This window comes from Trinickia sp. Y13 (assembly GCF_029522115.1).
GTDB lineage: Bacteria > Pseudomonadota > Gammaproteobacteria > Burkholderiales > Burkholderiaceae > Trinickia.
Genome location: NZ_JAKWFK010000001.1, coordinates 210,690 through 233,065, shown reverse-complemented (window position 1 = coordinate 233,065; position 22,376 = coordinate 210,690). Strand labels below are relative to the sequence as shown.

At 61.6% G+C, this 22,376-nt stretch carries 20 protein-coding genes and 2 pseudogenes; 12 read left to right on the top strand and 10 right to left on the bottom strand.

The features are described 5' to 3' along the window. Positions 1–72 precede the first annotated feature (72 nt). From nusA to scpB, 4 genes and pseudogenes are all read right to left on the bottom strand, one after another. Complete coding sequence (nusA, locus tag MMB74_RS01005; RefSeq protein WP_277426727.1) at positions 73–1,548, bottom strand: transcription termination factor NusA; 1,476 nt, start codon at positions 1,546–1,548, stop codon at positions 73–75. Continuing rightward, on the bottom strand, positions 1,545–2,003 hold the full coding sequence (gene rimP, locus MMB74_RS01000) for a ribosome maturation factor RimP (protein ID WP_277426726.1): 459 nt from the start codon (positions 2,001–2,003) through the stop codon (positions 1,545–1,547). Before rimP ends, nusA begins: the two co-directional genes overlap by 4 nt. A gap of 420 nt (positions 2,004–2,423) precedes the next feature. Continuing rightward, positions 2,424–4,202 carry a 23S rRNA pseudouridine(2605) synthase RluB gene (gene rluB / locus MMB74_RS00995; RefSeq protein ID WP_277426725.1) on the bottom strand — a complete coding sequence of 593 codons (1,779 nt, stop codon included), beginning with the start codon at positions 4,200–4,202 and terminating at the stop codon, positions 2,424–2,426. A gap of 371 nt (positions 4,203–4,573) precedes the next feature. After that, positions 4,574–5,167 (bottom strand): annotated as a pseudogene (scpB, locus tag MMB74_RS00990) (SMC-Scp complex subunit ScpB); the annotation flags it as partial. A 738-nt stretch (positions 5,168–5,905) separates the two neighbouring features. Here scpB and MMB74_RS00985 point away from each other — a divergent pair. Together MMB74_RS00985 and MMB74_RS00980 are read left to right on the top strand one after the other, a co-directional pair. Beyond that, positions 5,906–6,304, top strand: coding sequence for a transposase (locus MMB74_RS00985; protein WP_277426724.1), 399 nt, complete (start codon positions 5,906–5,908; stop codon positions 6,302–6,304). 325 nt (positions 6,305–6,629) lie between these two features. Next, positions 6,630–6,878, top strand: coding sequence for a hypothetical protein (locus tag MMB74_RS00980; protein WP_277426723.1), 249 nt, complete (start codon positions 6,630–6,632; stop codon positions 6,876–6,878). Between the two features lie 191 nt (positions 6,879–7,069). Here the strand turns inward: MMB74_RS00980 and MMB74_RS00975 are convergent, their stop codons facing one another. After that, entirely contained in the window at positions 7,070–7,381 is a 312-nt protein-coding gene (locus MMB74_RS00975; protein WP_277426722.1) for a hypothetical protein, read from the bottom strand. A 378-nt stretch (positions 7,382–7,759) separates the two neighbouring features. On the opposite strand from MMB74_RS00975, the gene MMB74_RS00970 reads away from it, so the two are divergent. The 3 genes from MMB74_RS00970 (at position 7,760) to MMB74_RS00960 (ending at position 9,201) form a co-directional block, all read left to right on the top strand. After that, entirely contained in the window at positions 7,760–8,350 is a 591-nt protein-coding gene (locus MMB74_RS00970) for a YdcF family protein (RefSeq protein ID WP_346780658.1), read from the top strand. Positions 8,351–8,506: 156 nt separating this feature from the next. Then, a complete protein-coding gene (locus tag MMB74_RS00965; RefSeq protein ID WP_277426720.1) occupies positions 8,507–8,779 on the top strand; it encodes a hypothetical protein in 273 nt (90 codons plus the stop codon). Positions 8,780–8,943: 164 nt separating this feature from the next. Beyond that, positions 8,944–9,201 carry a DNA-binding protein gene (locus MMB74_RS00960; RefSeq protein ID WP_277426719.1) on the top strand — a complete coding sequence of 86 codons (258 nt, stop codon included), beginning with the start codon at positions 8,944–8,946 and terminating at the stop codon, positions 9,199–9,201. A gap of 566 nt (positions 9,202–9,767) precedes the next feature. On the opposite strand, the gene bamC is transcribed toward MMB74_RS00960, so the two are convergent. Both bamC and MMB74_RS00950 read right to left on the bottom strand, forming a co-directional pair. After that, positions 9,768–10,988 (bottom strand): outer membrane protein assembly factor BamC, encoded by a 1,221-nt coding sequence (gene bamC / locus MMB74_RS00955; protein WP_277426718.1) that lies wholly within the window; start codon positions 10,986–10,988, stop codon positions 9,768–9,770. Between the two features lie 146 nt (positions 10,989–11,134). Beyond that, positions 11,135–11,371, bottom strand: coding sequence for a hypothetical protein (locus tag MMB74_RS00950; RefSeq protein WP_277426717.1), 237 nt, complete (start codon positions 11,369–11,371; stop codon positions 11,135–11,137). A gap of 774 nt (positions 11,372–12,145) precedes the next feature. Between MMB74_RS00950 and MMB74_RS00945 the strand changes: the two are divergent. The 3 genes and pseudogenes from MMB74_RS00945 to MMB74_RS00935 all read left to right on the top strand — a co-directional run bounded on the left by MMB74_RS00945 (position 12,146) and on the right by MMB74_RS00935 (position 16,939). Further along, positions 12,146–13,364, top strand: a pseudogene (locus MMB74_RS00945) (integrase arm-type DNA-binding domain-containing protein). Between the two features lie 1,386 nt (positions 13,365–14,750). Continuing rightward, positions 14,751–15,794, top strand: a complete 1,044-nt coding sequence (locus tag MMB74_RS00940) for a PDDEXK nuclease domain-containing protein (RefSeq protein WP_277426716.1) — start codon at positions 14,751–14,753, stop codon at positions 15,792–15,794. Positions 15,795–16,318: 524 nt separating this feature from the next. Next, a complete protein-coding gene (locus MMB74_RS00935) occupies positions 16,319–16,939 on the top strand; it encodes a hypothetical protein (RefSeq protein ID WP_277426715.1) in 621 nt (206 codons plus the stop codon). Here the strand turns inward: MMB74_RS00935 and MMB74_RS00930 are convergent. Together MMB74_RS00930 and MMB74_RS00925 are read right to left on the bottom strand one after the other, a co-directional pair. Continuing rightward, positions 16,899–17,780 carry a hypothetical protein gene (locus MMB74_RS00930; protein WP_277426714.1) on the bottom strand — a complete coding sequence of 294 codons (882 nt, stop codon included), beginning with the start codon at positions 17,778–17,780 and terminating at the stop codon, positions 16,899–16,901. The genes MMB74_RS00935 and MMB74_RS00930 overlap by 41 nt on opposite strands. A gap of 286 nt (positions 17,781–18,066) precedes the next feature. Then, on the bottom strand, positions 18,067–18,996 hold the full coding sequence (locus tag MMB74_RS00925; protein WP_277427112.1) for a LysR family transcriptional regulator: 930 nt from the start codon (positions 18,994–18,996) through the stop codon (positions 18,067–18,069). 97 nt (positions 18,997–19,093) lie between these two features. Between MMB74_RS00925 and MMB74_RS00920 the strand changes: the two genes are divergently transcribed. Next, a complete protein-coding gene (locus MMB74_RS00920; RefSeq protein WP_277426713.1) occupies positions 19,094–20,107 on the top strand; it encodes a zinc-binding alcohol dehydrogenase family protein in 1,014 nt (337 codons plus the stop codon). Between the two features lie 24 nt (positions 20,108–20,131). Next, positions 20,132–20,557 carry a heme-binding protein gene (locus tag MMB74_RS00915; RefSeq protein WP_277426712.1) on the top strand — a complete coding sequence of 142 codons (426 nt, stop codon included), beginning with the start codon at positions 20,132–20,134 and terminating at the stop codon, positions 20,555–20,557. 34 nt (positions 20,558–20,591) lie between these two features. Here the strand turns inward: MMB74_RS00915 and MMB74_RS00910 are convergent, their stop codons facing one another. Further along, complete coding sequence (locus MMB74_RS00910) at positions 20,592–21,140, bottom strand: putative glycolipid-binding domain-containing protein (protein WP_277426711.1); 549 nt, start codon at positions 21,138–21,140, stop codon at positions 20,592–20,594. A gap of 336 nt (positions 21,141–21,476) precedes the next feature. Between MMB74_RS00910 and MMB74_RS00905 the strand changes: the two genes are divergently transcribed. Then, positions 21,477–21,689: a hypothetical protein gene (locus MMB74_RS00905; RefSeq protein ID WP_277426710.1), complete on the top strand. Its 213-nt coding sequence runs from the start codon at positions 21,477–21,479 to the stop codon at positions 21,687–21,689. Between the two features lie 75 nt (positions 21,690–21,764). Continuing rightward, entirely contained in the window at positions 21,765–22,322 is a 558-nt protein-coding gene (locus MMB74_RS00900) for a sugar O-acetyltransferase (protein ID WP_277426709.1), read from the top strand. Positions 22,323–22,376: the final 54 nt, after the last annotated feature.

The window sequence follows — 22,376 nt, the reverse complement described above, 5'->3', positions numbered from 1 at the left end:
CATTCCTTGCGGTTAGCATCGGGTCATGCGATCGCAAGATCGCTGTCTAATCAGTGCGCCATGGTCATTCACTCACTGGAACCAATGTTCACGTGCTTTCATGATCAACGCCTTAGCGGCATCCTCTTCCATTCCGATCATTTCAACCAATTCGTCGACGGCCAATTCCGCTAGGTCGTCGCGCGTTTGGATTTGGTGCTCGGCCAGCTTCGCGAGCAGGTCGGCATCCATTCCTTCGAGGCTCTTCAGATCGAGCGCCACGCCCTCGACCTTCTCCTCGTTCGCGATCGCCATCGTCAGCAATGCGTCGCGCGAGCGATTGCGCAACTCATGGACGGTGTCTTCATCGAACGCTTCGATTTCGAGCATCTCGTTGAGCGGCACGTAGGCGATCTCTTCGAGACTCGTGAAGCCTTCGTCGATCAGGATGTCGGCGACTTCTTCATCCACGTCGAGCCGCGCCATGAACAAGTCGCGCAACACGCCGCGCTCCTGGTTCTGCTTCTGCGCCGACTCGTCGGGCGTCATGATATTGATTTGCCAGCCGGTCAATTCACTGGCCAGACGCACGTTTTGGCCGCTGCGGCCGATAGCGACCGCAAGCTCGTTTTCGTCCACGACGACGTCCATCGAGTGCTTCTCTTCATCGACGACGATCGACTGAACGGCGGCCGGCGCGAGGGCGCCGATCACGAACTGGGCGGGATCCTCGGACCATAGCACGATGTCGACGTTCTCGCCACCGAGCTCGTTGCGCACCGCCTGCACACGCGAGCCGCGGATGCCGACGCACGTGCCGATCGGGTCGATCCGCTTGTCGTATGCCACGACCCCGATTTTCGCGCGCACGCCCGGGTCGCGGGCCGCCGCCTTGATCTCGAGCAGGCCCTGCTCGATCTCGGGCACTTCCATTTCGAACAGCTTCATCAGAAACTCGGGCGCCGTGCGCGAGAGCTCGATCTGCGGGCCGCGGGCCGTGCGATCGACCTTGGCGATGTAGGCGCGCACGCGGTCGCCCACGCGCAGATTTTCCTTCGGAATCAGTTGGTCGCGGCGCAGCAGCGCTTCCACGCGCCCCGATTCGACGATGAAGTTGCCTTTATCGAGGCGCTTGACCGCGCCCGTCATGATCTTTTCGCCGCGCTCGAGGAAATCGTTCAGGATCTGCTCGCGCTCTGCGTCGCGCACCTTTTGCAAAATCACCTGCTTGGCCGCTTGCGCGCCAATGCGACCGAACTCGATCGACGGGATCGGCTCTTCGATGTATTCGTCGATCTCGATATCGGGCTGTTGCTCGCGCGCTTCGAACAGCAGGATTTCCTGATCCGGCTCTTGCAAACCGGCTTCGTCCGGCACGACGCGCCAGCGGCGATACGTTTCGTGCTCGCCCGATTCCCGATCGATATGCACGCGAATGTCCACGTCTTCTTCGAAGAGCTTCTTGGTGGCCGACGCAAGAGCGGCTTCGAGCGCAGCGAACACGACATCTTTATTGACGTTTTTTTCGCGCGCCAGCGCATCGACCAGCATCAGTACTTCGCGACTCATTGTTTGCGGCTCCTAAAGTCAACCTGCGGGACAAGGCGTGCTCGGTCCATGTCCGCGAGCGTGAAATCGAGCATCGCGGCGCCCTCCTTCCCTTCGAATTCCAAACCGACCGTTTCCCCGTTCGGCGCATGCAGGATGCCCCGGTACGTCTTGCGCCCGTTCAACGGTTTTTTCAATGTCACGACCGCCTCGCTGCCCGCGAAGCGCAAGAAATCCGCCAATTTCTTGAGCGGGCGATCCAGTCCCGGCGACGACACTTCTAGCCGTTCGTAGTCGATGTTCTCAACCGTCAGAACGTGCTGGAGCTGACGCGTGACTTTTTCGCAATCCTCGATCGCAATACCGGCGCTTTGGTCGATATAGACGCACAACATGCCGCGCCCGGTGCGCTCGAGGTCCACGAGCTCATAGCCCATGCCAGAGACCGTGGTTTCTATCAGTTCCGTCAGTTGCACAGTGCCCTCTAAGGTGTTCGCGCGGACGCGCAAGCACCCAACGGGCCGCGCGCCGCGCCATGCCGGCGCGCGAAAAGGTATAGCTTGCGGAGATGCCGAACCGTTACCGCCAAAAAAAAATGGGCTTCACGCCCATCATCTTCTTTACCGGTGGTCGCATCTGAGCCGCACAGAAAGCCGCACGCCCAGCGACTTTGTGAGTTTAGCATTTTTCGCCGCGCGTTGCAAAGGAGAGCGGCCAGCGTGCGATGCTCCCGGCCAGCGGTGGCGCTGCAATGAGCGCGTTTTCGAATAAGACGCGGGGTTCGCATCGGAAAACGCATCGGCGAGCGCCGCGATGCGTGCATGAGCGCATGCGCTCATGCAACGACGCGAGGCTCCGGCTGCGCAGAGCCCCGCGCGACATGCTCGAGCAACGCGTCAACGACCCCGCGAACGGCCACGCGGCGCAGCAGGCCGCGGGCCCGCACCGCCGCTGCGGTTGCCACCGCCGCCGGCCCGATTGCCGCCGCCCGCGCGGTTGCCGCTCGGGCCGCTCGACCCGCGATTGCCGTCCGCGTTGCCGCCGCCGAAAGCGCGCTTGCCGCCTGAGGGGGCGCGGTTGCCGCCGCCCGACGGCGCGCGGTTGCCATCCACCTCGCCGCGCGGCGGCCGGCCCTTTTGCCCGCCGCCACGGTTGGCGCCGCCGCGGTTACCGAAGCCCCCGCCCGCGCTATCGCCGAAACCGCCCAGGCCGGCTCCGCCGAAGCCACCGGCGCCACGCCGCCCTTGGCCGCGCCCCGGCTGATCGAAGCGGCCATGCGCCGTCAATACCGGCTCGCGGCTGATAAAGCCCATCGAGGTCTGCATCGGATCGGGTTGACGCCGCTCCTGCCCTTGGCGCCGCGCGTTTTTGTCTTCGACCGGCGCTTTCAGACCGACAGCCGCCATCAGGCTACGCACCTGGCTGTCCTCGAGCTCCTCCCAGCGGCCGCGCCGCAGACCGCGCGGCAGCGAGATCGGGCCGTGGCGCGTGCGAATGAGCCGGCTCACCATGAGTCCGACGGCTTCGAACATGCGCCGCACTTCGCGATTGCGCCCTTCCGCCAGCGCGACGTGGTACCAATGGTTCGTGCCCTCGCCGCCGCCGTCGCGAATGCGCAGGAAATTGGCGGGGCCGTCCTCGAGTTCCACGCCGTGCAGCAGCTTTTGCCGCGAGGCTTCGGACAACTCGCCCACGACGCGAACCGCGTATTCGCGCTCCACGCTGTACCGCGGATGCATGAAGCGGTTCGCCAAATCGCCGGACGTCGTCAACATCAGCAAACCTTCGGTGTTGAAGTCGAGACGGCCGACGGCAAGCCACTTCGCCGTTTTCATCGGCGGCAGCTTGTCGAAGACGGACGGACGACCTTCCGGATCCGCATGACTGACGATCTCGCCGGTAGGCTTGTGATAGAGCAAGACGCGCGGCGGCTTGGTTTGCACGCGGCGCTTGACGGGTTTGCCGTTGATCCGCACCTGATCGGTCGGCATGATGCGCTGGCCGATGTGGGCCGGCTCGCCATTGACCGACACGCGCCCGGCCACGATGAGTTCTTCCATCTCGCGACGCGAACCCATTCCCGCTTCGGCCAAGACCTTATGCAACTTCGGCGCGTCGTCGTCGGGCGCCAGCACGCGCTTTTGCGGCGCAGGGCGCCCACGCCGCAGCATGGGCGCGCGCACGCCGTCGGTCGCGCCGTTGTCGGCGTCAAAGGCTGGCGACGTCACGTACGCGAACAGGTCTTCCTGCCCGCCGGCGGGCGGCTCGCCGCGCTTGCTCGCCTTATCCTTCTCCTCGCCGCCCGCCGCCTCGCGGCGATTGGCGGCCGGCTTGCGCCCCGTCTTCGGCGCGCCTTTCTGCGGCGCGCGCGGCGCGGCAGGCGCGCCCTCTTGCGCTGAAGCGGCTGCGGCGGCTTCCTCGTCGCCGCCTTCCGCCCCCGGCTGCGCTTGCGCGCCGGCATCGCCCTTGGTCTTGGCGGCCGCCCGCCGACGCGCAATCAGGCTGCGCGGACCGCGTCGCAAACCGCGACGCGGACGATCTTGGTCGCCACCGTCCGCAACAGGAGCGCCCGGTTCGGATGCGCCCGCCGGCTGGGGAGACGGTGCCTCGTCGCGGCCCGCGGCTTGTACGGCATGCCCGGGTGCGGACAAATCGGTGTCGTGGGTATTTGTCAAAACAACCTCAAATGTCTATCGCGCGCGCCCATTGCGGGCACTACGTGCGTTCGGTTACGTCAGGCTCTTCGCGACGCGGGTTCGTCGTCGGTGAATGTGTCCGCATCATCGGCGGGTTCGTCACGCTGCGCGCAGTGCTCGTGCAGCGCTTGCATCGAGTGCCGATCGGCGGCGGACATGGCGCCGTCCTCCGGCGCATGCTCTTGCAGCTCGAGATCGGTCTCGTTCGACGCGATTTGATCGGAGGCAGGCGCTCCGTCGCAATTGGCGTTCGCGGCATGAAGCGTGCCGCCTTCGACAGGCATGGCAACGTTTGCCAGCGCATCGGACGACGCACTCGCGCCGCCATGTTCTTGTTCGTCGCCGTCGATCGGCGCCTCGCCATCGCCCAACGCTGCGTCATCCGGAAATTCGATGGCGTGCTGCGCGAGCAGATCGGCCGCGTTCTGTGCGGAGGGATCCTCGAGCGGCGGCAACTCGTCAAGCGCTTTCAAACCGAGATCGTCGAGGAACTGCTTCGTCGTCGCATACAACGCGGGCCGCCCCGGCACATCGCGATGGCCGATCACTTCGATCCAGCTACGGTCTTCGAGCTGCTTGATCACTTGCGTGTTGACGGTGACGCCTCGAATCTCTTCGATATCGCCGCGCGTGACCGGTTGGCGATAAGCAATGATCGCAAGCGTTTCCAGTACAGCGCGCGAGTACTTCGGCGGCTTTTCCGGATGCAGCCGGTCGAGATAGGTGCGCATGGCCGGCTTGCTCTGAAAGCGCCAGCCGGTCGCCAGTGCGACGAGCTCGACGCCCCGCCCCGACCATTCGGTTCTCAGATCCTCAAGTAACGCACGGACTGTATCCGCCGATACGCCGTCGGCGAAAAGCTTGCGCAAGTCTCCGACCTTGAGCGGTTCCTGCGCGCAAATCAAAGCAGTCTCGAGGACGATCTTCGCCTCTTGGGTATTCATGCAGCTAGGTCAGACCCTGTGGTCAACGAACCGGATCAAACAGACGATATGGAACTGAAGACGCGCTCGCCCGATTCTGATCGGTCATATTGATGGGAGCACGGACCGGGGGGGGTGGCGATTCGAAACAGCTATCGAGCCAAGCCCAGCCGGACAAAGCAGCGGTTTTCCGGAGAAGGCGCCGCGTGACTGAACGCCATCTTACGCAAAAAGCCGGAGGCCGTAAACAACGAAACGAAACCCGCCCCGCGACACAAAGCACGGCGCCTCGCCAAATAATGGGCATGCCTGCAAACCGCTCCCGCGATAAAGGAATCGCAGCGCTTGCTGCGACTGCAAAGCCGTAATCGCAACGGCATGCGCCCGCCGCAAAGCAATTGCGCGCTCGCGAGCCAGCCGATGCGTCCTCGATTTATCGCACCGCAATAAATGCGCAAACGCGCACATGCCGGGCGCAAGGCTGCACAAGATTGGTGATTGCCCTGATTTCCGGCCCAGGCGTTTTGGCGTCTCATACGCCCCTAGCTGACGGCCCCGCAGCCCGGTGCGACGGGGCTGGCAAGCCTACGCCACGCAGATGGCACGCTTCATGCATTTGCTCGGCGCTGCGGGGGGCGCGGCGCGATTCGATGATCCGTTCGCGGCGCCAACCGGCTCGCTCGACACTCGAACCGGGTGTCTTAAGAGTGCGCGGCACGGGGCAGCGCACCGGAGTCAGTTTCGCAGAGGTGAGGACATATGGTGTTCGACGATTTAAGAGATAACGAGTGGGCGCTGGTCGAAACGCTGTTCGGTGCGGAGCCCGCACGGAGCGAGCGACGCGGACGCCCGCGCGTCGAGGCGCGCGCCGTCGTCAATGCCGTGCTGTGGGTGCTTTCGACGGGCGAAGGCTGGTCGAAACTGCCAGGCCGCTATCCGTCGCCGCCGACATGCCGGCGCCGTTTCGACGAATGGCAAGCGGACGGCACGCTGGTGGAGATCGTCAAACGTCTGGGCGCCTGCGGCCGGCAAATCTCGCTGCGCGGACGCATCGGCACCAGCACGATCAAGCCGCCCGCACCGCGAACCCAGGACCGGTTGCGCGGCGCATTCTGGACCAATCCGGAGTCATGGCGCGCGCCGGCCAAGATGGCGTAACAGCTGCTGCGAGCCGGTCGCCCTGACCGGCTTCGCAATGGCGCGAGCATCCGACCGATGCTCGCGCGAATCACGTGTATCTCGCCGCACGAGCGTGTTCGCTAAACGGCGACGCCGCCGTCACCGCGGCATTGCACCGCCGGCACCCAGCCGGCCATTGGGCGCGATTCATTCGCGATTCATTCGCGAACCAGCGCGCTAGCGCAGTGCGCTTCCCCCATTCCGAAACATCCATTTACTAATATTTACAGCGCCCTTTCGTTCGTGCGCCTATTGTGTGGCCATGCGCACATGCCGCCGGCAGGCCGTGCCGGGAGCTCATCGAATGAAGGCTGCGAATTTCACAACGCGTTGGGTCGTATGCAGCGTCGTGTTCGTCTGCGCCACGCTCGCTCGCGCACAACCGCCGCAAGCGCCGCCGCGGGCGCCGGAAATGCCGGCGGGCTGGCGCGCCCCGCCGCCCAATGCACCCTCAGCCGCGTCGGCGCCGCGCGGCAATCTACGCGGCGACATCGAAAACAACGCGCATTGGAACGACAGCGCCACCCATCCGCATTCCCCCCCTCCCCGCTGATCCGCGCGTATCGCGCGATTCAATCCATTCGATGTAAATAAAGGGAACCACTAGCCACCCAGCTAGTCGGAGTAAATGCCATGAGCACTGTGTGGCAGCAGAAATATCCGGTACCCGTATCCTCGCGATACGGGTTTTTTTTGAACGGCCTTGGCAATGGGGCCGCTGCAGCTACCGCCGAAACGGCGTTGCTATTGCCTCAAATCGACTGCGGCGGGCGCTTCGCTCGGGGAGTATTCGTTCAGGCGCGAGGTAGTCCAGGCGAGCATCCGCTCGTCGCGCGCGAGGCGATTGAATTCGGCGCGGCCTTTGTCGGTGAGCACCGCGATATCGACGGGAGCATGGAAACCGGCGCCCGGCGCCACCGTGCGCTGGCGAACCGTCTCCATCAAGCCGAGACCGCGTAGATATTCGAACACCCCCGGGCGCTTGGCCCACGGAACCTGACGATATTGCACTCGCCTGAGCGCTTCGAGCACCGCTTCGTTGGAATACGTGGTCATCTCGACTCTTTCTTAAAGTGCCGCCGTCGTTGTGACGGCGCTTGCCGTACGGCAGCCGGCGCAGTGTGCGCCGAGCCGCCGAGCCGGAGCGGCATCCGGGTGTACCCGGCGCCATCGTGTCGTGGGTACTGCCTATAATCGGGCGATTTGCCGCGGGTGGAAATAGGCGGCCGCCCGTGGTCCCTTTTTTGAATGCATCGCCAACTGAGCGCGATGCGATCCCCGAAACGATACGTTACCCCATCTCAATTGATCATATTCACTTTATTCGCGCTTTTTTCCGCAGTTTTCGTGCTATGGCGCCGCGCACGCAAGGCGATTGCCGTCGGGGCCGCCGCGCTGTTTTGGCTCCTTTCGGCCGGATGGTTGGCGGCCCCCTTGCTCGCAACGGTCCAGCATGACGAAGCGCCGACAAGACCGCCGCGCTTCGGCAATCGCACCGTCATCGTCGTGCTCGGCGACGGCACCCGATACGACGGGCAAGGCAACCTCGTGCCGAAAGCCGACGCGCTACGACGCATCGCGACGGCCGCTTCCTTGTACGCCCAATGCAAGCAACGAGCACGGCAATGCGAAGTGATTATGAGCGGGGGCAACCCGCAAGGTCATTCGGCTGCCGAGGCCGACAACTATGCGCCGTATCTGTTGCGCGCGAATGTCGCGCGAGAAGACCTCGTGCTCGAAAACACGAGTCGCACGACCTATGAGAACGCCAAACACGTCGCCCGTATTTTGCGCAACGAACATTACGATTCGTTGATGCTCGTGACGTCGGCATACCATATGCGGCGCGCACTCTTGGATTTTCATCGATTCGCACTCGAGCCCGAGCCGGTACCGGCGGGCGGGCGGATCGCCAAGTGCGGGCTTTTGCCGCGTTGGTCGAACCTGGTGGCCGCCAACGTAGCGATGCATGAACTGATCGGTACGGCCCAGTTCCACGTCTATCGCGCGCTGGGCTGGTTTTGACGGAGCGAATCCCGACATGTAACGAGACGTAACGAATCGTCGCATTTGCTCCACACGAATCTCGTACTTGGGCTTATGCTGGCTAGAATTTGCACTGTCCAGCCGGACGGGCAGCATCTGGACCACCACTTATCCACTTTTCGCACGGAGGCAATAATGAAGAAAGCGTCCCTGACTGTCTTGGTTTCCTTGTCGATGCTGGCCGGCGCCGCCTATGCGCAATCGGAAGGCGTGACGATGACCACCGATCCCGCCAAAGCGGCCGAGGTGGAGCAACGCGCTCAAATGTTGCAGCAGCAACAGGAGTCGATGCCGTCGCACGAGGCCATGCCGATGAAGAAGAAGACGCCTCACCACAAGATGACGAAAAAGCACAGCAGGAAGCACAAGGCCGCGGGCGCGGCGCCCGCGAGCGGGGCCAGCCAATAACCGCACAGCGTGTGCGGCGGCAAGCCGCGGGCGCATGACCAGCCGAAGCCGGTTTGCCGGCTTCGGCTTTCTTTTTTGTTCAGCGGCGAGCCGCGACGGGTGTGCTAAAGTCGCGCACCGAATCGTTTCACAACCCGCGCGCATGAGGATGCGAAGAGGACAGCATGAGCAACATCCAGTTGGATATCGAATGGACAGAAGCGGCGTCGCGCAAGATCGAAAAGCTGATGCCGCGCGGATCGCAAGAAGCCTATCTCGCTTTGCCGCCTGTCGAATGCCTGCCGATGGAAGGGGATGTCTTATTCCTCGGTCCGACGGGCAAACAGCAGCCGTTCATCGTGGTTGAACGCCAGTACCATCACGAAGGGGACGCAGACTGGACCATCATCTTGATTCTGGACGTGCCGCAGGCAAGCCACTGAGTTGCCTCGTATTCGTTCGTTGTCCTAACGAGTCGGGCGCCGCCTAAGCGCTCGCCGTCATGTCCGGTTCTGCCTGCCTCCCGCACGAAAAAATACCCGCGTTCCGTGGAACGCGGGTAAAACCGTCGCCTTACGAGGATAGACGACGGGGCCACCGGCGCTCGCGCACGAGACGCGAGCCGTGTCTTGCATGAGGCAGTGCTTCGAATGAATTCGGCCTGCTTCTATTGCCGTCGCGACAGCATCGAAACGCTTCGCAAACGGCCCCGGCAGATCGCCAATAATGGAAGTGAAGCGCCCACCCCGTCCCCCCTGCTTGTTGCCCTACCGACTGATAAAAGCAGTTTGCATGCCATTGCAAATCACGCGCGCAGCGCATTGATTTGCAAAGAAAATCCGAAAGCCAATCGAGAAAAACAGCGCAGTTGCCCAAACGTTACGCCGTAACGTCACGTGACACGCGGGGCTACGGGGAACACGGCGCATGCGGTTACACGCAAAGAAAAACCCGCCAGGCGGCGGGTTCTCATCGATGCTTCGCAGCTTGAAACTGCTATTGCCGCGGCTTAGCGCAATTGGTCCACGAGGAGCGACATGATCTCCTTTGCAGGCCCGGTGGTGAGCACGTTGTTTTTATCGTCGACGACTGCAACACGCGTTTGATTTTCGGTCACTGCCTTCACATTGACGCGATATTGCTTCGCCACCTTCTCCTTACGCCCGTGGAACACCTGGCTCCAGAAGCCTTGTTCCTCGGAGCTCTTGTCCTTCGGATCGACGTACCTGACGAAGTAGAGACCCGCATCGCGATCGCGGTCGTCGACGGTGAAGTTCGAACGGTCGAGCGCAACGCCGACGCGAATCCACGCCTGATCGTAGGGTTCGCCGAGGGTGAGTTCGGTCGACGTGTATTGCGCATTGGTCGATGCGTTTTGGGCGGCTTGCGATTGCGTGGAAACCGCGGCGTTGCGGGCTGCGATGGCTGCTGCGTTCGCGTCGGGCTTGCCGGACTTCGTCGCGGCGGCCGCACTCGCCGGCTGCGGCGCAATGTCTGCAGCGACGGGGCCGGCGGCGTCGCCACGCGCGTCGGCCAACGCGAGCCCCGCCATCAGCCGCTTCAGGTATTCGAGTTCGAGCGCGGGATCATTGGGCTTCGCTTCCCATTTGGTGGTGTCGTTGTTGACGCCGTCCAGCGCTTCGCGCATGCCCTTCTGACTGATGAAGACGTAGGTCCCGCCATTCGGCGCGGCCTCGAGACGCGTGCGGAATTTGTTGCGCTCGGCTGCAACGTACGAATTGCCCATTGCTTTGGACAGCGTGTTGCGGATGAGCCCTTGGTTGATCTGCGGACGCGTTTCGTTCCAGTCCGTTTCGAGCACGTGCTTGTCGCGCTGATCGACGACCAGCAAAAAGCCCTGCTCTTGCCAGAAGCGACGGATGCGCGGCCAGACATCGTCCGGCGAGCGGTTGTCGATCACGAGCCAGCTCTCGGTCCCGTCGCGTTGAATGTGCATGCCCTTGACGGGCGGCATGACCGCATTCTCGGGCGGCGCCACCTTTTGCACTTGCTGAAGCCCGGAGAGCGAGGCTTCGCCGCCTTGAGGCGGCAGAGAACGCTGATCGGCCGCTTCGTCGAGGAAATTCGGCGGCACCGCCAACGACGCTTGCTTCGACTTCGAATCGCTCTTGTAGTCGATTTTCGTGGGCGAGGACGTACTGCAACCGGCAACGAGGCCGCCGGCCAAAACCAAAGCGGCGAACCGCGAGGTAAAACGAAGATCGGTCATGTTCGGGAAATCCTTGCGCTTTCGCCGCCAGTGGTGAATGGATCAGCCGAGCATTTTACCGGGCTGGGCGACGCCTGTGCAAAAACACATCCCCGGCACGATTCGATCGAGCGCGCCGATGCGCCGAACACGGGGCTTCGAAGCGATCAATGGGGCGGCGAGCCGTGCTGGAGGATATGTTCGAGCGCTGCCGATTTCGCCGCTTCCTCAGCCTGCAGCGCGGTGGCGAATGGGCCGTTGGCGACGTGGACGATGGGCCAGTCGGCTTCGTCGCCCGGTTCGCCCGAGATCCTGAAGCGAGCGGCGAAACCGCTGGGCGCCGCGGGCACGACCTGGATATCCACCGAGATGCCTTCCATTTGATGCCGGACGAAGCCATCCATGGCCGCCTCCTTGTGCGTTGGGCCGCGCAGCGCGCATGCGTCGACGCGGGTGCTTCCGTAGACGCTGTGCGCCGGCGGGCATGTGCGGGTTGTGCCGCACGTTATGCTAGCACCGCGGCGTATGAGCCGACGCGGCGAGTGCGGCGGCTGCGCCGGGCTGGCGATTCGTCGCTGCGCGCGCCGCGACCAGTGGTAGAATCGCGTCCGCCCTGCCCGGGTGATGAAATTGGTAAACATAGCGGACTTAAGCGATTGAGTGCCCGGCTGGAAACGGTCGGTGCAGAACCCTTCAAATTCGGCGAACCCCCTGGCGCGCCGGCGCTTGCGATAACGATAGCGAGCGAGCCGATTGCGCCGAGGCAACGCCGAGCCAAGCCCGAAAATATGGCCTGCACAGCCAGGCCGTTTCGCGGAAGGTGTAGAGACTAGACGGGGGGCGCCTAATGCGAGGCGCACGAGCTTGCTCGTGTTCGAACGCGATGGCGAAGGCATAGTCCAGCGCACGAACGACGATGCGCGCATCGTCGGCATCGAAAGATGCAGTGTGACGAAAATCCGCCGCCTCACGGCTTGCCGGTTCGAGTCCGGTCCCGGGCACCACTGGTATGTTCCGGCTTGTGCCGATGTGTTTCCTAGAAACCCCGCTAGATCGAGGTCTTGCGGGGTTTTTCTTCCTTTGTGGACCGACTTGGTCCTTCGACAGCTGGTGGTATAGGGTGGTATTTTTGGTGGTATCTGGGGCGCTGCCGCCCTTCTCCGATAGGAGATACCACCATGCCGCTCACCGACGCCCAAGTTCGCAACGCGCGCTATAACCGGGATGGTACCGGCAACCGCTTGTCGGATGGTGGGCGCATGTATCTTAAACTCGACAAATCCGGCGCGAAGTACTGGCGAATGAACTATCGGTTCGCCGGCAAAGACAAGACACTCGCGCTCGGCGTCTATCCGGACGTTTCGCTCGCGGCGGCACGCAAGAAGCGGGAGCAAGTGCGAGAGAGGCTGGCTGCGGGGATTGATCCCAGCACAGCGAAGAAAGCTGAAAAGCGTGCCGCGCGGATCGCTGCCGCCAACTCGTTCGAAGTCGTCGCCAAGGGCTGAATGGAAGAACGAAAGACGGTTGTGGAGATAGGTCAATACGACAAGACGTTGGCCCGTTTCAAGAGCGACGTCTTTCCATGGCTGGGTAAGCGACCGATCACCGAGATCGACGCGCCGGAGATCCTTGCTGTACTGAAACGCGTCGATGGCCGAGGGGCGCGATTTACCGCATCGGATACGCAGCGAGATCAGCCGGATTTTCCGGTACGGTATTAAAGAAGGACTTTGCAAGTCCGACCCGGCCAAGGACCTGATCGGCGCCATCCCCGCGCCGGTTGAGAAGCATTTCGCGTCCATCACCGAGCCCGTCAAGGTGAGCGAGATGCTGCGGGCACTCGACGGGTTCTCCGGCACGTTTACCGTGCTTTGCGCGCTTAAGCTGGCACCGATGCTATTCGTCCGGCCAGGCGAGTTGCGGCAAGCCGAATGGCCGCAGTTCAACCTGGAAAAGGGAGAATGGCGCTACCTCGTCAGTAAGACGAAGACGGAGCACCTCGTGCCCCTTGCCACGCAAGCAATTGCGATCTTGCGTGAACTGCATTCGCTCACGGGGCAAGGGCGATACGTGTTTCCGGGTGCACGGTCGAGACTGCGGCCGATGAGCGATGCAACTATCAACGCCGCACTACGCCGGCTCGGGTATGACACTCGCACGGAGATTACCGGTCACGGCTTTCGGGCAATGGCTCGCACGATTCTGCATGAGGAGCTCGGACACAAGCCTGAGGTGATCGAGCATCAGCTCGCGCACGCAGTTCCAGACAAACTCGGATCGGCCTACAACCGGACGAAGTTCATCCGGGAGCGGCGCGTCATGATGCAGGAGTGGGCTGACTATCTTGATCGGCTCAAAGCTGGAGCCGAAGTCATTTCGATTACGGCTCGCACTTAACATCGAACGCGCAGGAGATCGAATCGTGTCGATGTTCAGCCTCCAACAGGTCTTCAGTATCAGGGCGAAAGTTAGTCATAGTCGAAAACGCGTCCTGAAGCTGCATCGATCGCGGCTGATTTTCGCCCCCTCCCCTTTGTTGCCGTGTATCGACGCGCGGGTCGTCCGCTTGCCTTGAGGGTCTCTTGCGATCCGACGGCTGGTGTCCTCCGCTCCAGCGCCGTGAGCCGGTTGCGTCAACATTGGCATCGGCAGCCGCCGGGCGATACAACGCATATTTGACTGCGCCAATGCTGACATCTAACCCTCGACTCGCCGCCACCTGGATGATTGATCTCTGCGAGCGTGTAGCCCTTCGCCCGCGTTGCGACGATTTGAGCCCGCATCTCCTTCATTGCCTCGCTGACGGTCACGCGTTGCTCGCTCCGGGGCTTTTCTGGCAAGGCCTCGAGCGCACAGAAAAATTCATCCCACTGCTCCCTCGGATACCTCTTTGCACCCGGCATGATTCGCTCCTATGCCTCACGTTCGAGACCATCATGCGAATAGGGAAACGTCCCGTCAATAGCTCCACCGATGCTCTATCTGCGAAGTTGGAACCGCTTGGGATACGCGAGAAACCAATGGAACAGAAAATTATTTTTAACCGTCTACGCACGCCAACAAGTTTGAAGGATGTAGGTTGCAGCGCCAGTTTCGTGAGCCAGCAAACTACCGTATTGCGATGCGCGACCATACAGACCGAACCAGGAGACATGCGGCAAGTAACGAGCCCTCGCCAAGGGTAACGCCGACGAACATGAGACCTCGGCCGGCAGGCTTGATCGGGTGCTCCACCGAGGCCGGACGCGCGCACTTCGCGAACCGGCGAATACGACCTCGCCGCCTCCGTGCAGTAATCTGCCAAACTGAGAATGGATATCGACGTGACATGCAGTGTTACCCACCGCAAATTCGCTACAAGTACCTCGCGAACCGCCGGCCCCGAGCGAACAGACTGCCGCTGTCGATCACTCCGTCTCGGTCGACCCCATGGTCGGCGCGGACCGAATACGCTCGCGGACTTTCGGAACACGAGTAATGGAATCGCGTGAATGACCTCACCAGCTCAGCGGGTCGACGTCGCGGAAATCGCCGAGTTGCATGACCGAAAGATAGTATTGCAAAAGTGATGGCAGGATAGGCTCGCGCCGGTTTTGGGCGCCATGCGCGTCGCGATGCTCTTACCAAACCTGAAGGTGCCGACCAAAGCCCTCCACAGTTCCCAACCTCGCGCGCACAGCCGTCGCAGCGGGGCCGGTCTAGCATGGCGGCCGTTGCCCTGACCACTCGTGCCCGGGATAATGCCCATACCTGTTGACTAACGCTGCTCGCACGGATGGCTGCATGACCGATTCTTTAAGCCCTTGGGGCGACGACGATTACCGACACTGGCTGTCCGAGCTCAAGCAGCGGGTTGAACTCGCACGCCAACGCGCAGCGGCGAGCGCGAATCGCGAACTCGTCACTCTGTACTGGCAGATCGGGCACGATATCCTGGACCGTCAACAGCGTCAGGGCTGGGGCGCGAAGGTCATCGACCGGCTCGCACGGGATCTAAAGGCAGCGTTTCCCGACATGCAAGGGTTTTCACCGCGCAATCTCAAGTACATGCGGGCGTTGGCCCAAGCATGGCCGACGCCCGCAATTGTGCAACAGGCCGTTGCACAATTGCCTTGGTCTCATATCGTGACCTTGCTGGACAAGCTCAAGGAGCCGGGCGCACGCAATTGGTACGCGGCCCAATCGCTCGAGCACGGCTGGTCGCGCAACGTGCTTGCGATGCAGATCGATACCCGCGCTTATTCGCGTGCCGGTGCCGCGATCACCAATTTTGATGCGCGACTACCACCACCGCAATCCGATCTGGCGCGCGAAGCATTGAAGGATCCGTACGTGTTCGATTTTCTGGGGCTGACGGAAGACGCCCAGGAACGCCATATCGAAACCGCGCTCACACGTCACATCACGCGTTTTCTGCTCGAGCTGGGTGCCGGCTTCGCGTTCGTTGGTCGCCAGTATCGGCTCGTCGTCGGCGGCGACGAATTTTTCATCGACCTGCTGTTTTATCACTTGAAGCTGCGTAGCTACGTGGTGGTCGAATTGAAGGCGACGCCCTTCCGTCCTGAATACGCGGGCCAACTCAACTTTTATCTGTCCGCGGTCGACGCGGAACTGAAGGGGCCCGAGGATCAGCCGACGATCGGCTTGCTCTTATGTCGAGAGAAGAACCGGCTGGTCGCAGAATACGCACTGCGCGGAATGACCAATCCGATGGGCGTTGCGGAATACCAGCTTCTCCGTCAGGTTCCGGAACCGCTCGAAGCAGGCTTGCCGTCGATCGACCAGATCGAGGCGGAACTCGGCCCCGACCTGCCCGACGTCGAATGAGGATGGCGTAAAACAAGCTCGGTACTAGGAACGGGCGGGACACCCGCGGCGTTTTGGCGACGTTCCGCGCTAGCGACTAACCGATCGGATCGGGTCGTCGGCACGCAGCCATTCGTTATCTTTGATTCTCGACGCACGTCCGCCCTCCGCCCTCGCCGCTTCGCTCTGTCTCATAGCAAAAGAGAGTTTCGAGGTCAAGCGAGATGCGTCCATACCAGCTCGCGGCGGCAAATCGGCCATTGCTGTCATTCACATGTGGCCAAGTACCGTGGGTGGCGAATGGCCGTCGCTGCGCGTTACAGTAGGGCGGAAGACGGCCCCGTAGCGGACGGCCCGGGGTTCGGTTCATGGCGGTCTGCTCGTGAAACGTCTTCCGCCATTCGTTACTAGACGCACGTGGCGCAGAATCGCACATTGCACACGCTCATTGACCGGAGCTCGATCGCGGATGTCGCGGTTTACGTTGCAATGCGATGCAATGCATTGCGATAAAATCCACGGAGACCAACCAATGAACATCAAAAATGGCCCACTCCTACGATTTGACGAAACTCGACCCATCGGCTTTTGAGCATCTGATCCTGGCACTCGCTATTGAAGTCTTGGGTCCGGGGGCAACAAATTTTTGTCCGGGACCGGATGGTGGGAGGGACGTGGTTTTTGAGGGCGAGGCGAATTACCCGAGTGCAAGGGAAAGATGGTCTGGCACGTGGTACTTGCAATGTAAGTACCATCGTCCTCATTTATCGAAAAACTCACAGGCTTGGCTCATCGAACAGATAAAGGCGGAGATTGCATTATTTGAAGAACCCGGAGAAGATCGTCAGTGGCCCGACAATTGGATAATTGCCACAAATATTGACCCCTCAGGAAAGGCGCAGACGGGCGCATATGACAAGGCGCGAGAACTTGTAAAGAAAGCGCGTCCAAAAATGAATTTCGATATTTGGGGCGGATCGAGGTTACTCACCTATCTGAAACGTTATCCCCTCGTCGCCGATCAATATTCGGAATTTATAACGCCCGGGGACGTTCTTGCAAAAATCAGAAATATCCTTGGTGACCTATATGCGGATGTCGGAAATATAGTCGACCACGTCGTCGTCAGCCAGGTTCGGCAATTTTCTGATATTTGCAACGCATAAAAAAGGGTATCGATTCACGATCGATCATCGTTTTCGATGGATTGCCGCAATTCGGTTGGCGCCATACCGAACGCGGTGCGAAATGCACGATAAACACGGAAATGCCGAGCGCACGCACGGTCATCGCGGGCGTGAGATCCGCTCGATGAAGATTGCATTCGATAAATTCGCGCACCATTTGCCGTCGCGCAGCGAGAACGGCGTCGCGACCGCGATCGGTTACGGACGAGGCAGTGTCGCGCGCGGCGGCGGTCAGCTGTGCCAGCGTTTGCAGCGCCGCGTCGGCAGCTTTGCTGTCGAGATAGTCGATCTCCCGACAAAAGGCATCGAAATAAGCCGTCAGCAATGCACCGATGCCGGCGCTCGGTTGAACGCCTTGTGCGGAATATTGCACTGTCGGATCGGCCCACGGATCGATGCGTGCGAAAGGAATCTTCAATATCGTGCAGTTGAATTCATGGCCGTCGGTTGGTGCGGTGGCGAACGGCAAATCTGAATCGCCCATGGCGAGCGTACTCGTTTCGACGACGAATCGATGGCGCCGATCCACCGCCTCGATCCACGCGGCGCCCGCTGCCTGACGGTAAAGAAACAAGGCGTTGCCCGGCGCAGCTTCGATTTGCTTGTCCAGACGATGAATGACGCAGGCGGATGCTCGCAGGTCCACGAGCGCGGTTTCGCCGATCGATTTGGCCGTGAGACTGGCTTGGAAAGCGGACCGCTTTCGTCGTTCGAGATCGAACGTCATGCCATAGAAGTGCGAGCACATTGCATCGCGCCAAAAATCGAAGCGCTCGCACTGTCGAACATCGTCCGTCGAGAAAGTGACCGTTGTTGACACGATGGAGTCAATCCCGGGCAACGCGGAGCCAGGCTCGTCAGGCTCGCTGGTTCGGCTAGTGTAGCAGCGCTCAAAAATGCAAATAATGAAACGTTGACGAGCGCGATTGCCGAAAGCGCCCTAAGCCGTTCTGCCAACTACTGTCTTGGACGCGTGCCAGAACTGGGCACGTTCCTGGCAAGCAGGATCCCCGAACTCCCCTGGCCGTGTATCCAATCGAAGACAATGACCTGGCGCCCGAGGTTTCCGCCGACTCTTTGAGACGAGCACGAAACGGAGAACTTCGTTACGCAGACCGGGGGCCATCCGAGGGGTGGGTGGCAAGCAATGCATCGCAGCGCTCGCGAAGGAAGGCATGCAACGCGTTGATCGCAGGCGACAGTTGCGCACGGTGAGCGCAAACCAAGTGCAGCGGCGCAGGCTCGCAATACTCCGGGGGAAATAACTCCACCAATCGGCCTTGCTTCAGATCGCCGATGAGGTCCAGCCGCGACTTGTAGACAATGCCTTCCCCGGCAACGGCCCAGCGGCGAACGGCATCGGCGTCATCGCTAATGCGATTGCCCGTGACTGCCACGGTGCGCTCACCGCCCGGCGGCGTAAAGCGCCAACGTTCATGGACCTGCTCACTCCAGACGTACCGCAGACAGTTGTGCCGCCGCAGGTCCTCGATCTTGGACGGTGCGCCATGCCGTTCGATGTACGAGGGCGCGGCGCACAATGCACGCCGGTTGTTGTCGACCAGCTTCATGGCCAGAAGAGACGAATCAGGCAACGCCCCATAGCGCACGACGGCATCCAGCGGCTGGCGGATGAGGTCGGCCGCACGATCGCTCATTTTCACGTGCAGCGACAAGCCAGGGTGCAGGTGCTGAAAGTCGTCCAGCCAGGGCAGCAGCAGGTTTCGACCAAAGTCGGACGGAGCGGACAGCCGCAACGGCCCGGACAACGCCCCCCGGCCGCTCGCCAGGGCCTGCTCGCCCTGCTCCAGCGCACCGATCATGACTCGCGCGTGCGGCAGATAACGCTCTCCAGCCTCCGATAGCTGCATGCTGCGCGTCGAACGGGTGAACAGGCGCGTGTCGAGCGCCTTTTCGAGCCGCTGCACCGACGCACTCGCCTGCGCGGGCGCGATATTCAGCTGGCGCGCCGCCTCCGAGAAGCTGCCGTAGTCGACCGTGCGCACGAAGATCTGAACGTCATCGAGTCGGATCATTTTCATCGAAACGCCGAAAGTGTTTGGTCTTAGCGGGCATTTATCCGTATTTCGATGAAAGATAACATGCTCTCACACACCTTTGGAGCGCACGTGTATGAAAGCCATCGCCTTCTATCAGAACCATCCCATCAGCCACCCGCAGGCGCTGCAGGACATCGAGTTGCCGACGCCGCAGTTGCGCGACCACGATCTGCTCGTGGAAGTGAAAGCGGTGTCGGTGAACCCCGTCGATACCAAAATCCGGCGCGGCGGTGACATTCCGGAAGGCGGAGCGCGCATCGCCGGCTGGGACGCGGCGGGAATCGTCCGCGCAACCGGTCCGCTGGCCACCCACTTCAAGCCGGGCGACCGTGTCTGGTACGCCGGTGACATCACGCGGCCCGGCAGCAACAGCGAACTGCACGCCGTGGACGAACGCATCGTCGGCCCCATGCCGGCATCGCTCGACTTCGCAGAGGCCGCGTCGTTGCCGCTGACGACGATCACTGCGTGGGAGCTGTTGTTCGATCGCCTGCGCGTTCAGGCAGCGAACCCGGCCGACGACAACGTGCTGCTCGTCATTGGCGCGGCGGGCGGCGTCGGCTCGATCCTGACGCAACTGGCGCGCGAGCTCACGGGCCTGACAGTGATCGGCACGGCCTCGCGGCCTGAAACCCGCGAGTGGGTGCTCTCTCATGGCGCGCATCACGTCCTCGACCACAATCAGGCTTGGGCGCCCCAGTTGGCTGCGCTTGGGATCGAGCACGTCACCCACGTTGCCGGGTTGAACAACAGCGCCGCCTACGTGCCTCAGATCGCCGCCGTGCTGCGTCCAGAGGGCCAATTCGCGCTCATCGACGACCCGGTGGGTCTGGACATCGGTCCGTTCAAGGGGAAATCCATCTCGATTCACTGGGAGCTGATGTTCACCCGCGCCATGTTCACCACGGACACCCTCGCACGGCAACACGCCTTGCTGCGTCGCGCGGCGCAGCTCGTTGACCAGGGCCGCCTCAAGCACACTCTGACGCGACGCATCGACGGCATGAACGCCGCAAGTCTGATCGAAGCGCATGCGCTGGTCGAGGCCGGCAACATGATCGGCAAGGTCGTCGTTGCCAACCCCTGAACCGTTCTGAAGCGGAGCATCAACATGACATCGCCAATCATCAGCACGGCCACGATCAGCCTCGAAGCCGCGCAAGCATTGCTGGCCGAAGCACGCCGTGCGTGCGCTGCGCGCGGGTTCGCCGCGACAATCGCGATTACCGATGCGGGCGGCCACCTGCGCGCCTTCGAGCGCGCGGATTCAGCCCCGTTCCTCACCGTCGACGTGGCCATCGACAAGGCATGGACCGCCGCGTCGTTCGGGATGGCCACCCAGCAATGGAATCTGTACATGGCCGAGCCCGCCGTTGCCCCGCTGGCGCACCATCCGCGGCTGACGCCGGTTGGGGGCGGCGTACCCATCTTCCACGAAGGGCGTCTGGTGGGTGGCATCGGTGTCTCTGGCGGAACGTCGGTTCAAGACCATGAGGCCGCCGAGGAGGCGCTGCGTCACGCAGGGTTTATCCAATGAGCGGGAAGTGCTGGCGGGTCGGACGCTGGATGAGCTACGAGATCCGTTTGAACAGCGTCGGATAATCTTCGACCAGCCAATTTTTATCGATCGCCAATTCTGCCTGGAACTGCCGGAATAGGCCCTCGTACAGATAGCGACGCCGAGGCTCGATGCACGTGTACGCCTGCTCGACGGGCTCGATCGTCAACGCCGGCAGCGCCAGATAGGCCACGCGAATTTCACGCCGCTCGCCCTTCATCAACCCGAGCCGACGGATGGGTAGCGTATTGGTGAACGGCGTGGCCGAAATGTCGACGTCGATGCAGCCATCGAGCGCTGCCAGCGGCTTGCCGTCGGTGTCATGCCAATGGCCATTGCCGTCAGCCGATACCACGAGCGTGCGCCCATCGGTCAGGGCGACCAGCACGCGTCGCACCGTCCAGTTAGGCGCCATCTCAACCCGGTAGTGCGCGCCATACGGCTTGCCAAAGCGCGCGCCCACGACCACTGCCTCGCCGACCACACGATCCGGCCATTCGTTCAACACGAGGTGCTCGGCGCCCACGCCCTCTTCTGCGACCCATTGCGCAACGGATGTCATCGCCGAATCCTCCCCAGGCTGAATTGAAGTCGTTCCGAGCGTAAATACACGATTTGCCGTCGGCGGTCAAAGAGCGCCGCTAAAGATTGCTCGTCGGACGGTTGGAGCCAGGTCTAACGTTTCGAAGCGACAGCGCGGCTTTCAGCGCCTGATTTCCGCCGTCGATCAGCGAAGCCCTTCTGGGTACGTAACGCGAATCGTCGTGGCAAGGCCGCTCGGCAGAAAAGACCTCCGTCGCAAAGATCTCCGCGTATAGGCACCACGAGTGCAGACGTTGCACCGGTGGCACCGAACTGCTGGCAAACTGTGCGAAACACCGATCCTGGGAGGATTGTGGTGTCCACCAACGCAAATGGCACGCAAGGCTTCGCGAAGAATGCACCATTGCTCATCGAGCAATGGCAAGGCATTACCTTCGCGGAACACGATCAGCCCATCATGCATCAGGCGGTGATCGGCCAGTTTCTGTCAATCGACAGGGCGGGCTCGATCATCGACAATCGAGCCGTCCACTTGGCTATCCGAGCCGTTAGCCTTCGACCAGCATGAATACCTCGACTCGATAGGGTTTCCCTAGCATTCATCACTGAAAATCACAGGATAGTAACCAGAGGAAGATAACGAATGGCGAATGATGATCGCACCAAGATAATTCCCAGGGGAACACCGGAATCAGCGGCTATGTCAGCGAACGTCAAACGAGCGATGGCAATCACCGCCACGCTCAACCGGTTGACATTCAACGATGCGGACGAAGTCCGGACTTTATTCAGCGATCTCATCGGCAAGAAGGTGGACGACAGCTTTTTATTGATACCACCGTTCTACACAACCGGCGGGATCGATATCAGCGTCGGGCGCAATGTCTTCATCAATCAGAATTGTACTTTCTATGACCTTGGCGGCCTCGACATTGCCGACGACGTGATGATTGGGCCGAACGTGAGCCTCATAACGTCCGGTCACCCCATTGAACCCTCCCAGCGGCGCAACGGCGTAATCGCAAAACCCATCGTGATTGAGAGAAACGTCTGGATCGCAGCCGGTGCGACCATTATCGGGGGCGTAACAGTAGGTGAGAACTCGGTGGTCGCGGCGGGATCGGTAGTCACTAAGGACGTTCCCCCGAATGCTCTCGTTGGCGGAAATCCGGCGAGGGTCATTCGTTCGATTGCTTGTTAAGGGAATATCTACGAAAGGTGTCGACGCGCGCTGCCCACGCGTCGCCGAGCGTAG